Below are 12,023 nucleotides of genomic sequence, written 5' to 3'. Positions count from 1 at the left end.
AAAAAATGCCAGAAGGACCTATCCGGGCGTGATCCTGTCGCCTGATGCGGGGGATGGGGCTAGGATGGGCGGGCAAGGCAGGAGGATCGCATGAGCGGCGGACGGTTGACGACCCATGTTCTGGACACGGCACGGGGCAAGCCCGCGGCGGGGGTGAAGATCGCGCTTTATCGGGTGAGCGGGAATTCCCATCGCAAGATCGCCGAGACGGTGACCAATGCCGACGGCCGGACGGATGCGCCGATGCTGACGGGGAAGGATTTCACGGAAGGGACCTATGAGCTGGTCTTCTTCGCGGGGGATTATCTGCGGACGACGGGACAGGCCGGGGAGGGGGTACTGTTTCTGGACCAGATCCCGATCCGCTTTGGCGTGCCGGATGCGGGGCAGCATTACCATGTGCCGCTGCTGATTTCGCCCTTTGCCTATTCGACCTATCGCGGTTCCTGATCGCCCAGCGGGTCGATGCACTCCACGCCGGTATGGGCGTAGATCGTGGGGCTGAGCGTGGCGAGTCTGGCGCCATTGGCGCGCGCGATGGCGGCGTTCTGGGCGCAGGCCATGGGCAGGCGGATGCCCGCGCGGCTGCTGCGGGCGAGGATCGCGGCAAGGTCGCGGGCGGCGGCGCTGTCGAGCGGCAGGACGCGCCCGGCAAAATCCTCGCCGACCATGGCGTCGATCTGGGCGATGCTGCGCTGACGCTTGCCTTCCGGGAGGCGGGCGGCGGCGGCGAGGAGTTCGGCCTCGGTCACGGTGGAGATGTGCAGAAGGGCTGCCGGGTGGCGCGCGAACCAGCGGAAAAGGCGCGGGTCGGGATCGGGGGCCATCAATGATGACAGGATCGGGGTGTCGAGAAGGATCATCAGAGACCCCGGTCGAGGAGCGGCAGTGCCTCGCCCAGATCGGCGAAGCGGGCGGCGATGACCGCGCCGAGATCGGCGCGAGGATCGGCCGCGCCCACGGCGAAGCGGAGGATGTCGCGCGCTTCTTCCTCCATCGAGCGGCCATGGGTGGCGGCGCGCAGCTTCAGCCTTGCCTTCACGTCATCTTCGAGGTTGCGGATGATGATGCTTGCCATGGCAGCCGATGTCCCTTGTCGCGATGACTGGGGCTACGGCTGATATCGTTGATGTCTTAGCCAGGCATACCTTTGTCGCGCCGGACCCCACCCGCATTGATGGCAAGGCGCAGCAGGCGGCGGCGGTCGCGGGCGAGGGCGGCGTCGATCAGGCCGGTCAGGAGGCCGCGTTCCTTGAGATGGGGGCCGAGGCGGGAATGGGTGAGGCCGGGGAAAAGGAGATGGTCGGTTCCCGGCTGCTGCGGGAAGCCCATCGCCTGATCGCGGTCGTCGTCGAGGGCGTGGAGGAGGATTGTCCAGGGGCCGGGGGTCAGGGGCGGGGGGCCGGGATCGGCGAGGCGGGCGGTCCAGTGCTGCCAGCGGGGATCGGCGAGGTGCGATTGCGGGCCGAAGGCGAGGATCGCGTCGAGGGGGACATGGGCGGCGGCACGCAGGGCCATGGCCGCGCCCATGGAAGAGCCGATGGCGAGGCGGCGCTGTGCCGGGCCTGCGGCGGCGAGGGCGCGGTGGAGGATCGCGGGGAAGGCCGGGTCGAGGCCCCAGCTACGGGAGGCATCCATGAAGAACAGGGCGCGGTGGCCTTGCGCGCGGCTGGAGGCCACGAATTCGGGCGAGGGCGGGCGGGTCGCATCATGGCCGATGCTGGCGAAGGCGAGGATAAGGTCGGGGCCTGTCTCTTCGGCCAGCGCCACGCACCATGGGGGCGCGTCTATCACGTCTTGCAGGGTCATGGGGCGGGGGTAAGTCCTGCCATGCGCGCGGCCATGTCCGCCTTGATGCGGGCGACGATGAAATCGGTGAAGAGCCGGACCTTGGGGTCCTTGAGCCTGCGGTGCTGCGACAGGACGGAAAGCTGGGTGGGCAGGGGCGGTGTGGCGGTGGCGACGGGGAGGAGGGTGCCGTCCTTGAGATGTTCGGCCACTTCGAAGATCGGTTTCAGCACGATCCCGTGCCCGTTGAGCGCCCAGCCGGTGAGCACGTCGCCATCATCGGATTCGTAGGGGCCGGCGATTTCGAAGCGGCGCGGACCTTCGGGGGTTTGCAGCGTCCACTGGAATTCCTTCGCGCCGGGAAAGCGGAGGTTGAGGCAATCATGCCTGTCCTGCACCAGCGCCGCGCCATCGGCGGGCATGCCGCGCCGGGCGACATAGGCGGGGGCGGCGCAGAGGATGCGGGGGCATTCGGCGATGAGGCGGACCTTGAGCGTTGAATCCTCCAGAAGCCCGAGGTGGAAGGCGATGTCCAGCCCTTCGCCGGTAACGTCGATGACCCGGTCCGACAGGCGGAGGCGCAGGTCGATCTGGGGGTAGAGATCCTTGAAGGCGGGGACATGGGGCGCGATGAAGCGCCGCCCGATGCCCAGCGGGGCGGCGATGAAAAGCGTGCCGCGCGGGTTCTGCGTCACGTCCATCACGGCGGCCTCGGCCTCGTCGATCGTGTCGAGCACGCGGCGGGCGCCGTCATAGAAGATGCGGCCGTTTTCTGTGGGTTGCAGGCTGCGGGTGGTGCGGTTGAAGAGGCGGACGCCGAGATGTTTTTCCAACTCGGAAATGCGGGCGGAGGCGACGGCGGGGGAGCAGCGCTGATCGCGGGCGGCCGCACTCATGCTGCCCAATTCATAGACACGGACGAACATTCTGATGTTGTTCACATAGGACATGGCCGCTGCGCCCCATTCTTTGCCGGGATTTGAAAGTGATTGGGCATTTGAAGGATTAACAGGGGAATGGGCGGCGGTATAGCCTTTCGGAAAAGAACGAAGGGGACCGCGCCGATGGAAGGCATCTATGATTGGGCCGTGCTGTGGGAATGGGTGGAGATCGCGGCGCGCTGGACGCATGTGATCACGGCCATCGCCTGGATCGGGTCGTCCTTCTATTTCATCGCGCTGGACCTTGGCCTGCGGAAGGCGCCGGGGATGCCGGAACTGGCCCATGGCGAGGAATGGCAGGTCCATGGTGGGGGGTTCTATCACATCCAGAAATATCTGGTGGCCCCCGAGCGGCTGCCCGAACATCTGACCTGGTTCAAATGGGAGAGCTATGCGACCTGGCTGTCGGGCTTTGCCATGCTGGTGTTGGTCTATTACCTGGGGGCGGACCTATACCTGATCGACCCGACGGTGATGGAGTTGCAGGTCTGGCAGGCGGTGGCGATTTCGCTGGCGTCGCTGGCCTTTGGCTGGCTGGCCTACAATGCGCTTTGCCGGGTTTTCGTGAATGCCAACCAGACCGTGCTGATGGTGGCGCTGTTCGTGGTGCTGGTGGCGATGGCCTGGGGCTATACGCAGGTCTTTTCGGGGCGGGCGGCGCTGCTGCATCTGGGGGCCTTCACGGCGACGATCATGTCGGCCAATGTGTTCATGGTCATCATCCCGAACCAGAAGATCGTGGTGGCGGATCTGAAGGCAGGCCGGACCCCGGACCCGAAATACGGCAAGATCGCCAAGCAGCGCAGCACGCATAACAACTATCTGACGCTGCCGGTGCTGTTTCTGATGCTGTCGAACCATTACCCGCTTGTCTTTGCCACCGAATACAACTGGCTGATTGCGTCGCTGGTGTTCCTGATGGGGGTGACGATCCGGCACTGGTTCAACACCCGCCACGCGCGCAAGGGCAATCCGCATTGGACCTGGGCGGCGACGGCGGTGCTGTTCCTTGTGATCGCCTGGCTGTCCACCGCGCCGATGAAGGTTGCGGCGGCGGGAGAGGAGGAGGGGGCGGCCTTGTCGGGGGCGGCGTTGACCTATGCCTCGGCCAGCGGGTTTGAGGATGTGGTGGGGATCGTGCAGGGGCGCTGTTCCATGTGCCACGCGGCGGAGCCGGTATGGGAGGGGATGTATTGGCCGCCCAAGGGGGTGGTGCTGGAGACACCCGCCCAGATCGCGCATGAGGCGCGGCGCATCTATCTTCAGGCGGGGGTGTCGCATGCCATGCCGCCTGGCAACCTGAGCTATATGGAGCTGCAGGAGCGGGCCGCCATCGTGCAATGGTTCCGCAGCGCCGGTGTGGGCGGGGTGGACGGCTAGTCGCGGGTGAACCGCCAGACGGTGTGCTGGTGGTAGTTCCGGCCCGGTTCCAGCGTGATCGAGGGAAAGCCCGCATGGTTGGGCGCATCGGGCCAGTTCTGTGCCTCGATCGCGAAGCCTTCATATGCGCCCTTGCCGGGACGGAAGGCGTTGCGGCCGTCATAGACCTGCACGCCCGGTTCTGTTGTGGAGACGACGAGGCCGATGCCCGTCTGGCCGGTGAGGCGCAGCACCTCGCGCAGCGGAGCGGGCGCGGTGCCCAGGATGTAGCAGTTGTCGAAGAGGTCCACCCCCGGTTCGATGCGGCGGGCCTTGCGGAAATCCATCGCCGTGCCGTCCACCGACAGGATTTCGCCCGTGGGGGTGAAATCGGGGGTGGTGGGAAGGTAGCGGTCGGCGGCGACCATAAGGCGGTGACCGGCCCAGGTGGGGCTGCCGTCGAGGTTCCAGTAGCTGTGATTGGCGAAGTTGACCGGGGTGGCGCGGTCTGTCGAGGCATGGACCTGGAGGTGCAGGCTGACCCCGTCAACATGCCATGAAGCGGTGACGCGGCGGTTGCCGGGAAAGCCGCCTTCGCCATCGGGCAGGTCGAGTTCGAGGCGGAGACTGTCTTCCGTCGCCTCGGCCAGACGCCAGACCTTCAGATGCGTCCCTGCGCTGCCGGAATGGAGGGTGTGCCGGCCATCCTGATTGGCCTCGAAGCGGAGGTCTTGCCCGGCGATGGTGGCGCGGGCATTGCTGAATCGGTTGACCACCGGCCCGATGAGCGAGCCGTGGTAGCGCATGTCGCCCTGGTAATCCGACAGCCGGTCAGAGCCGAGGGTGAGGTTGCGGGTCGCGCCTTCCAGCCAGACGCCCTGTAGCACCGCGCCCCAGGTCAGGATGGAAACGGTCAGGCCATCGCGGCCCAGGGTGACGCGCTGGACCGCTTCGCCCTGCGCCGTTCTGCCGAAGGGCGCGATGCCCAATTGCCGATCCGTCATGCGATCCCCCCTGCCCTTCAGCAGTGGTGAGGCCTGTCGGCGCGTGGGTCAAGCCGTCAGGAGGTCTGAACGCAATCGACCATGGTCCCGGCCAGCGCACGCAACAGACCGGCATAGGCGCCCGGCCCCGGTTCTTGCAGCGATCCGTTGGGATCGAGCGCGCCGCCGATGCGCGCGCCGGTGCCTTCGGCGAGTTGCTCGACAAGCGCGGGGTCATGCTGCGCCTCGGGGAAGAGGCAGACGGGGGTGCCTGCCGCGATGCCTTCGCGCAGTTCGGCGAGGCGTGCGGCGCCGGGGGCGGTGGAGTCACCCAGGGCGATGGAGCCGAAGATATCCAGCCCGTAATGTGCGGCGAGATAGCCGTAGGCATCGTGATAGACGACGATGGGCTTGCCCTGGAGCGGGGCGAGCGTGGCCGCCAGTTCCGCATCCAGCGCGGCGATTTCGGCGGCGGCGGTTTCGGCATTGGCGGTGTAGGTCGCGGCGTTGGCCGGGTCGATCCGTCCCAGTTCGGCGGCGATGGCGGTCAGCCAGAGTTGCGCATTGGCGGGGTCCAGCCAGGCATGGGGATCAAGGCCGTCATGGCTGTGGCCGTGGTCGTGGTCATGGCCTGCGGCGGCGGTTTCCTCGTGCCCGTGGTCATGGCCGTGATCGTGGTCATGTGCGGCTTCGGCGGTTTCCTCGTGGCCGTGATCGTGGTCATGATCGTGGTCGTGATCCTCGGCGGCGGCCTTTTCAGCAGTGCCGTGGTCATGCCCCGCATGGGCGCCGTCTTCCGAGAATTCGCGGGTTTCCGTGCCTGGGACGGTGAGGAGCGTGAGCCGGGTGGAGCCTTCGCCCAGCCCTTCCAGCGCGCGGTCGAGCCAGGGGGTGAGTTCGGGGCCGATCCAGACCACCAGATCGGCTTCGGCCAGTCCGGCCGCCTGCGAAGGGCGAAGCTGGAAGTCATGCTCATTCGCGCCGCGTTCGAGCAGGAGTTCGGGCGTGCCCAGATCGCCCATCACCTGCGAGACGAGGGCATGGACGGGGTGGATATCGGTCACGACGCGTGGCACCTCGGCCAGGGCGGGAAGGGCGGTGGCGAGGGTGGCAAAGGCGGAGGAGATGATATAACGCATCGGGGTGGCCCTTCCTGTGCAGATCAACGGGCCCTATGTATGTTATACAATAACATGTCAAGAGGCCCCCATGGCGCATGAGCATGATCACTCCGACGCCTGCCCCGGCTGCGCCGCGCCGCCGCAGGTTGCCTTTGCGCGCCATGACCACAGCCATTGCGCGGGTGATGTTCTGGCGCGGGCCGAGGCCTTGGCCGAAGCGCAGGGGGCGCGGCTGACGCCGGTGCGGCGGCGGGTGCTGGAGATCCTGCTGGAGGAACATCGCGCGCTGGGGGCCTATGACGTTTTGCAACGGCTGGCGGCGGAAGGCTTCGGGAACCAGCCGCCAGTGGCCTATCGCGCGCTGGATTTTCTGGTGGAGAACGGGCTGGCCCATCGCATCCGCCGCCTGAACGCCTTTGCCGCCTGCATGCATCCGGGCGAGGATCATGCGCCGGTCTTCCTGATCTGCCGCGAGTGCAACCATGTGGCCGAGGCGCCGGCCGCCCCGGTGCGCGCGGCGGTGGATGCGGTGGCGGCGTCCCTGGGGTTCACGGTGGAACGGTCGAATATCGAGGCGATGGGTCTTTGCCCGGCCTGCCGGGGGACGGCGTCATGACGGCGCTGATTACGGCGGAACATCTGTCGGTGCGGCTTGAGGCGCATCCCGTGCTGTCGGATGTGAGCCTTGCGGTTCAGCCGGGCGAGATCGTGACGATCCTTGGTCCCAACGGATCGGGGAAATCGACGCTGCTTCGGGCGTTGCTGGGGATCGTCCCGGCCAGTGGCGGCCGGGTCGTGCAGCGGCCGGGGCTGGTGGTGGGCTATGTGCCGCAGCGGCTGGCCATCGACCGGACCATGCCGATGACGGTGCGGCGGTTCCTGTCGCTGCCGCGCCGGGTGGGGGATGCCGAGGCTGCGGCGGCGTTGGCGCGGGTGGGCGTGCCGGAGGTGGCGGGGCGGCAGATGGCCGATCTGTCGGGCGGCCAGTTCCAGCGCGTGCTGCTGGCGCGGGCGCTGCTGTCGCAGCCGGATATCCTGATCCTGGATGAACCGACGCAGGGGCTGGACCAGCCCGGCGAGGCGGCCTTCTACCGGCTGATCGAAGAGGTGCGGCGCGAGACGGGCGTTGCGGTGCTGATGGTGAGCCATGATCTGCATGTGGTCATGGCGGCGTCGGACCGGGTGATCTGCCTGAACGGGCATATTTGCTGTGAGGGGACGCCGCGCGTGGTGTCCACCGCGCCGGAATACCGCGCGCTGTTCGGGCTGGGGACGCAGGGGGCGCTGGCCCTGTATCAGCATGTGCATGACCATAGCCACGATCATGGCGAGGCGCAGGCGCATCATCACCATGACCACAAGCATGACCATGATCACCACCATGCTTGACGATTTCCTGATCCGCGCGGCGCTGGCCGGGGTGGGGCTGTCGCTGGCGACGGGGCCGCTTGGGTCTTTCGTCGTGTGGCGGCGGATGGCCTATTTCGGGGATGCCACATCCCATGCGGCGATCCTTGGCGTGGCGCTGGCGCTGGCCGCCGATCTGCCGGTGACCTTCGGCACGCTGGTCGTGGCGCTGGCCATGGCCTTTACCGTGGCCACGCTGGCGGCGCGGGGCTGGGCGATGGATACGACGCTGGGGGTGCTGGCGCATTCGGCGCTGGCCTTCGGGCTGGTGGCGGTGAGTTTCGTGCCGGGCGCGCGGACCGATCTTTCGGCATGGCTGTTTGGCGATATCCTTGCGGTGACGCGGGGCGATCTGGCGCTGGTCTGGGGGGGCGCGGCGCTGGTTCTGGGCCTGTTGGTCTGGCGCTGGCAGGCCTTGCTGACGGCGACGGTGAACGAGGATCTGGCCCATGCCTCGGGGTTGAACCCGGCGCGGGAGCGGCTGGTGCTGACGCTGGCGCTGGCTGTGGTGGTGGCGGTGGCGATCAAGGTGGTGGGGGCATTGCTGATCGCGGCGATGCTGATCATCCCGGCGGCGGCGGCGCGGGGGCTGGCACGGACGCCGGAGGCGATGGCGGCCATCGCCGTGGTGATCGGGGCCGGATCGGCGATTGCGGGTCTGCAACTGTCGCTCTGGCAGGATACGCCGGCGGGGCCGTCCATCATCGCGGCGGCGGCGCTGCTTTTCGCGCTCTCGGCGGCGTTTGGGCGCGTCGGGCGCAGATAGGGCCTGCCGCTTCATTTTCTGTCCGATCATGTCCCACTTGGGTCCGGGGGTGTGAAACACCCGGGGGCCTGCCCTCCCGCGCAGGTCGCGGATTTTACAGCCATGTCGCTTTTGTCTGCCAAGGGTCGGGTTGACTTGCCCCGTTCCTGCGCGTTCGGGCAGATAAGGGGCAAACACCTTTCCGCGGAGTCGCCCCCATGAAGACCCATGTCAAAGCCCTTGTCGTCGGCGGTGGTGCCGTCGGGAACGGCATCGCCTATCACCTTGCCAAGGCAGGCTGGGACACGATGCTGGTGGAGCGGGACGAGCTGACCGCCGGGTCCACCTGGCATGCGGCGGGCCTGCTGCCCCTGTTCAACATGAGCTATGCGACGACGCATATCCACAAGTACAGCGTCGATTTCTACAAGGGGCTGGAGGCCGAGACGGGGCTGAACCCCGGCTTTTATGTCGTGGGCAATCTGCGGATGGCCCAGCGGCAGGAGCGGATGGATGAATACATGCTCTATTCGTCCGTCGCGGAGACGGCGGGCGTCTATCACGAGTTCCTGACGCCGAAGGAGATCAAGGATCGCTGGCCGCTGGTGCGGACGGAGGATCTGGTGGGCGCGCTTTATCACCCGCAGGACGGCTACATTAACCCCGCCGATGTGACGCAGGCCATGGCCAAGGGCGCGCGGCAACTGGGCGCGACGATCGAGCGGAAGATCCAGGTGGACGGCTATCGCTGGACCGGGAGCGAATGGATCGTTTCGGTCACGAAGATGGAGGATCGGGGCGGCAATCTGGTGCCGACCGAAGAGACATACGACATCCATGCCGAGCATGTGGTGACGGCGACGGGCAACCACGCGCAGCGGACGGCGCGGCTGTTGGGGATCAAGATCCCGGCCATTCCGGTGGAGCATCAGTATATCGTCACGGAGCCTGACCCGGCGCTGGTGGAATGGCGAAAGACCAATCCGCAGCACCCGGTGCTGCGCGATGCCGATGCGAAATGGTATGTGCGGGAAGAGCGGGGCGGCTGGATCCTTGGCCCCTATGAGCGGAACGCCCCGGCGCGGTTCCTGTATGACGTGCCGCAGTCCTTCCGGGCGGACCTTTTCCCGCTGGATCTGGAGCGGATCGAGGCGGAGTACATGTCGATGATCCACCGTATCCCCTCTTCGGAAACGGTGGGTCTGAAGGACGATTACAACGGTCCGATCTGCTATACGCCGGATGGCAACCCGCTGGTCGGCCCGGTGCCGGGGCTGCGCAACATGTGGATCGCGGAAGGCTTCAGCTTCGGGATCACGGCGGCGGGCGGGACGGGCTATTACCTTGCCCAGATGATGACGGAAGGTGAGGCCGAGATCGACATGGCGAGCCTCGACCCGAAGCGCTACGGCAACTGGATGACCACCGAATATGCCGCACGGAAGAATGAGGAATGCTATGAGCATGTCTTCATCCTGCACCACCCAGATGAAGAGCGTGAGGCCTGCCGCCCGCTGCGCACGGCGCCCAACTATGACGCCCAGATCGCCCTGGGCGCGCAGATGGGGCAGGTGAATGGCTGGGAACGGCCGAACTACTATGGCCCCAAGGATGCGCCTGCGACGTTCGATCATGACGGGCGGTCGTTCCGGCGCGGGACGTGGTGGCCCTATGCCGAGGCCGAGGCGAAGGCCATCCGCACCACGGCGGGGATCATCGACGCCACGGCCTTTACCAAGCATCTGCTGCGCGGGCCGGGGGCGACGGGTTTCCTTGACTGGTTTACCTGCAACAAGCTGCCGAATGTGGGCCGGATCAACCTGACCTATGCGCTGACCGATCACGGCACGACGCGGACGGAATACACCATCGTCCGGTTGAAGGAGAATGAGTACTACCTCATCTCGGCGGGCGCATGGACGGCCTATGATGCCGACTTCCTGATCAAGTCCGCCGAGGACTGGATGGCGCAGGGCGGCGGCTATGTCGATATCCATGACATCACCACGCAATGGGGTGTGTTTGCGCTGGCGGGGCCGAACAGCCGCGCGATCCTGAAGGAGATCGTCAAGGATGCAGATCCCGAGACGGTGCTGGGCAACAAGCGCTTCCCCTGGCTGAGCTATCGCGACATCGAGCTCGGCATGTGCCCGGTGCGGGCGGTGCGCGTGGCCTATACGGGCGAGTTGGGCTGGGAGCTGCATCACCCTGTGGAGATGGGGCGGTATCTGTGGAACCTGATCTGGTCGGTGGGGGAGAAGCTCGGGCTGAAGCCCGTGGGCGCGCGGGCGCAGAACTGGCTGCGGCAGGAGAAATCCTATCGTGCCTTCGGGAACGAACTGGGCCGGGATGCGACGCCCCTTGAGGCGGCACTGGATCGGTTCGTCGATCTGTCGAAGGAGTTCCGGGGCAAGGCGAAGATGCTGGAGACCGGCATCCGCAGCAAATGCGTGACGCTGCTGATCGACGGGCCGTCGGATACCGATCCCTGGGGCAAGGAGGCGCTGCTTCTGGATGGCGAGAAGGTGGGGCGGTTGACTTCGGGCGGGTGGTCGGTGGCCTTTGGCAAGCAGATCGGGATGGGCTATGTGCGCCCCGATCTGGCGGCGCCCGGCACGAAGCTGAAGGTCAAGATCCTGCGGCAGGAATGGGATGCCGTGGTGACGGAGGACAGCCCCTTCGACCCGAAGAACGAACGCATCCGCATCGACGGCTGATCCCGTCAGGCGCGAAAGCAAGGGGCATCGGGCGCGCGTCCGGTGCCCCTTTGCCTTGTGGCGATGGTGGCGAGGCCGGGGTGTTGTCGCGGGTGGAGCCGGGGGTCAGGGGTGGCGGTTCGCTGCCAGCCAGGCGCCCCATTCGGCGGCACTGCCGTCGAAGACGTTGATATCCACCTCTCCGGCGATGCCGGGGATGAGGCCGGTGGAGGTGTATTGCCAGAAGCTCCAATGCCGGCCGCCATAGACTTCGTCCGGATGGGCAGCGACGGAGCGCAGCCAGAACGGATAGGGGCCGACGCGCCACATCTGGTTTTCGCGGTAGAAATCCACGGTGGAATAGATGATGGGGCGCTGGCCGTAATGCGCCTCGACGATGTCGAGGAAGATTTTCGCCTCGGACCGGATCACCTCGGGCGCGCGGCGGATGGTGCAGGTCGGCGAGAAGGGCGTCCATTCCATGTCGAGCACGGGGGGAAGCGCCCCCCGCGTGCGCGGGACGTTGCGGATGAAGAAGGCCGCCTGTTCCGCCGCTGGGCGGCAGTGGTAGAAGAAGTGATAGGCCCCGCGCGGCACGCCAGCCCGCGCCGCGCCGCGCCAGTTCTGCCGGAACATCGGATCGACGAGATCGCCGCCCTCGGTGGCCTTGATGAAGGCGAAGTTGACGCCATTGGCGCGTGCGGTTGGCCAGTCGATGGAGGTCTGGAAGCGGGCCACGTCGATGCCGTGCACCTCGTGCCGTTCGGGACCATTGCCGCCGAAACTGACGGGTTTGGCATCGGCGAAATTCGGGCGGATGACGGCGGCCGGGTCCTGCGGCGCCACGCTGAGGCCCCCGGTCGAGACGGTGGCCGAGGGGGCGGGGCCGGATGGGGTGCAGGCGGCCAGCGCAAGCGCAAAGGGGATGGCGGCGAGAATGCGGATCATGCGGCGATGCTGACCGATCCGGGGCGCACTGTCAC

13 protein-coding genes are annotated in these 12,023 nt (G+C 66.7%); 6 read left to right on the top strand and 7 right to left on the bottom strand.

Translation table 11 applies throughout. The annotated features are described in order from the left end of the window. Nucleotides 1-90: 90 nt before the first annotated feature. Nucleotides 91-450, top strand: coding sequence for a hydroxyisourate hydrolase (gene uraH / locus C0V75_RS01720; RefSeq protein ID WP_101919171.1), 360 nt, complete (start codon nt 91-93; stop codon nt 448-450). On the opposite strand, the gene C0V75_RS01715 is transcribed toward uraH, so the two are convergent. From C0V75_RS01715 to C0V75_RS01700, 4 genes are read right to left on the bottom strand one after another with little or no spacing between them, the layout of a single operon-like run. Further along, complete coding sequence (locus C0V75_RS01715; protein ID WP_101919170.1) at nt 435-863, bottom strand: PIN domain-containing protein; 429 nt, start codon at nt 861-863, stop codon at nt 435-437. The two genes, uraH and C0V75_RS01715, sit on opposite strands and share 16 nt — an antisense overlap. Continuing rightward, entirely contained in the window at nt 863-1,078 is a 216-nt protein-coding gene (locus C0V75_RS01710; protein WP_101919169.1) for a plasmid stabilization protein, read from the bottom strand. The genes C0V75_RS01715 and C0V75_RS01710 overlap by 1 nt, the downstream gene beginning before the upstream one ends. 56 nt (nt 1,079-1,134) lie before the next feature. After that, the gene (locus C0V75_RS01705) at nt 1,135-1,809 is read right to left on the bottom strand and encodes a hypothetical protein (protein WP_101919168.1); all 675 of its coding nucleotides are present in this window, start codon (nt 1,807-1,809) and stop codon (nt 1,135-1,137) included. Next, nucleotides 1,806-2,738, bottom strand: a complete 933-nt coding sequence (locus tag C0V75_RS01700; RefSeq protein WP_101919167.1) for a LysR family transcriptional regulator — start codon at nt 2,736-2,738, stop codon at nt 1,806-1,808. Before C0V75_RS01700 ends, C0V75_RS01705 begins: the two co-directional genes overlap by 4 nt. A 123-nt stretch (nt 2,739-2,861) precedes the next feature. Between C0V75_RS01700 and C0V75_RS01695 the strand changes: the two genes are divergently transcribed. Next, nucleotides 2,862-4,109: a urate hydroxylase PuuD gene (locus tag C0V75_RS01695; protein WP_101919856.1), complete on the top strand. Its 1,248-nt coding sequence runs from the start codon at nt 2,862-2,864 to the stop codon at nt 4,107-4,109. Here C0V75_RS01695 and C0V75_RS01690 read toward each other — a convergent pair. Both C0V75_RS01690 and C0V75_RS01685 read right to left on the bottom strand, forming a co-directional pair. Continuing rightward, the gene (locus tag C0V75_RS01690) at nt 4,106-5,092 is read right to left on the bottom strand and encodes an aldose epimerase family protein (protein WP_101919166.1); all 987 of its coding nucleotides are present in this window, start codon (nt 5,090-5,092) and stop codon (nt 4,106-4,108) included. The two genes, C0V75_RS01695 and C0V75_RS01690, sit on opposite strands and share 4 nt — an antisense overlap. A gap of 56 nt (nt 5,093-5,148) precedes the next feature. Then, entirely contained in the window at nt 5,149-6,210 is a 1,062-nt protein-coding gene (locus C0V75_RS01685) for a zinc ABC transporter substrate-binding protein (protein ID WP_101919165.1), read from the bottom strand. A 70-nt stretch (nt 6,211-6,280) separates the two neighbouring features. Between C0V75_RS01685 and C0V75_RS01680 the strand changes: the two genes are divergently transcribed. From C0V75_RS01680 to C0V75_RS01665, 4 genes are all read left to right on the top strand, one after another. Next, nucleotides 6,281-6,808 carry a Fur family transcriptional regulator gene (locus tag C0V75_RS01680; protein WP_101919164.1) on the top strand — a complete coding sequence of 176 codons (528 nt, stop codon included), beginning with the start codon at nt 6,281-6,283 and terminating at the stop codon, nt 6,806-6,808. Next, nucleotides 6,805-7,581, top strand: coding sequence for a metal ABC transporter ATP-binding protein (locus tag C0V75_RS01675; RefSeq protein WP_101919163.1), 777 nt, complete (start codon nt 6,805-6,807; stop codon nt 7,579-7,581). The genes C0V75_RS01680 and C0V75_RS01675 overlap by 4 nt, the downstream gene beginning before the upstream one ends. Continuing rightward, nucleotides 7,574-8,365, top strand: coding sequence for a metal ABC transporter permease (locus C0V75_RS01670; protein WP_101919855.1), 792 nt, complete (start codon nt 7,574-7,576; stop codon nt 8,363-8,365). The genes C0V75_RS01675 and C0V75_RS01670 overlap by 8 nt, the downstream gene beginning before the upstream one ends. 197 nt (nt 8,366-8,562) lie before the next feature. Further along, the gene (locus tag C0V75_RS01665; RefSeq protein WP_101919162.1) at nt 8,563-11,061 is read left to right on the top strand and encodes an FAD-dependent oxidoreductase; all 2,499 of its coding nucleotides are present in this window, start codon (nt 8,563-8,565) and stop codon (nt 11,059-11,061) included. 105 nt (nt 11,062-11,166) lie between these two features. On the opposite strand, the gene C0V75_RS01660 is transcribed toward C0V75_RS01665, so the two are convergent. Beyond that, a complete protein-coding gene (locus C0V75_RS01660; RefSeq protein ID WP_101919161.1) occupies nt 11,167-11,988 on the bottom strand; it encodes a GH25 family lysozyme in 822 nt (273 codons plus the stop codon). Nucleotides 11,989-12,023 lie beyond the last annotated feature (35 nt).

The sequence above is a fragment of the Tabrizicola sp. TH137 genome (assembly GCF_002855575.1).
Classification (GTDB): Bacteria; Pseudomonadota; Alphaproteobacteria; order Rhodobacterales; family Rhodobacteraceae; genus Paragemmobacter.
The sequence above is the reverse complement of the archived record's forward strand: the minus strand, read 5'-3'. Positions and strand labels throughout refer to the sequence as shown.

What these genes read in the sequence shown, in the direction of transcription:
- C0V75_RS01660 (WP_101919161.1), bottom strand. Translation starts at nt 11,988, where the DNA reads ATGATCCGCATTCTCGCCGCCATCCCCTTTGCGCTTGCGCTGGCCGCC.
- C0V75_RS01705 (WP_101919168.1), bottom strand. Translation starts at nt 1,809, where the DNA reads ATGACCCTGCAAGACGTGATAGACGCGCCCCCATGGTGCGTGGCGCTG.
- C0V75_RS01710 (WP_101919169.1), bottom strand. Translation starts at nt 1,078, where the DNA reads ATGGCAAGCATCATCATCCGCAACCTCGAAGATGACGTGAAGGCAAGG.
- C0V75_RS01670 (WP_101919855.1), top strand. Translation starts at nt 7,574, where the DNA reads ATGCTTGACGATTTCCTGATCCGCGCGGCGCTGGCCGGGGTGGGGCTG.
- C0V75_RS01685 (WP_101919165.1), bottom strand. Translation starts at nt 6,210, where the DNA reads ATGCGTTATATCATCTCCTCCGCCTTTGCCACCCTCGCCACCGCCCTT.
- C0V75_RS01690 (WP_101919166.1), bottom strand. Translation starts at nt 5,092, where the DNA reads ATGACGGATCGGCAATTGGGCATCGCGCCCTTCGGCAGAACGGCGCAG.
- C0V75_RS01665 (WP_101919162.1), top strand. Translation starts at nt 8,563, where the DNA reads ATGAAGACCCATGTCAAAGCCCTTGTCGTCGGCGGTGGTGCCGTCGGG.
- C0V75_RS01700 (WP_101919167.1), bottom strand. Translation starts at nt 2,738, where the DNA reads ATGTCCTATGTGAACAACATCAGAATGTTCGTCCGTGTCTATGAATTG.
- C0V75_RS01715 (WP_101919170.1), bottom strand. Translation starts at nt 863, where the DNA reads ATGATCCTTCTCGACACCCCGATCCTGTCATCATTGATGGCCCCCGAT.
- uraH (WP_101919171.1), top strand. Translation starts at nt 91, where the DNA reads ATGAGCGGCGGACGGTTGACGACCCATGTTCTGGACACGGCACGGGGC.
- C0V75_RS01675 (WP_101919163.1), top strand. Translation starts at nt 6,805, where the DNA reads ATGACGGCGCTGATTACGGCGGAACATCTGTCGGTGCGGCTTGAGGCG.
- C0V75_RS01680 (WP_101919164.1), top strand. Translation starts at nt 6,281, where the DNA reads ATGGCGCATGAGCATGATCACTCCGACGCCTGCCCCGGCTGCGCCGCG.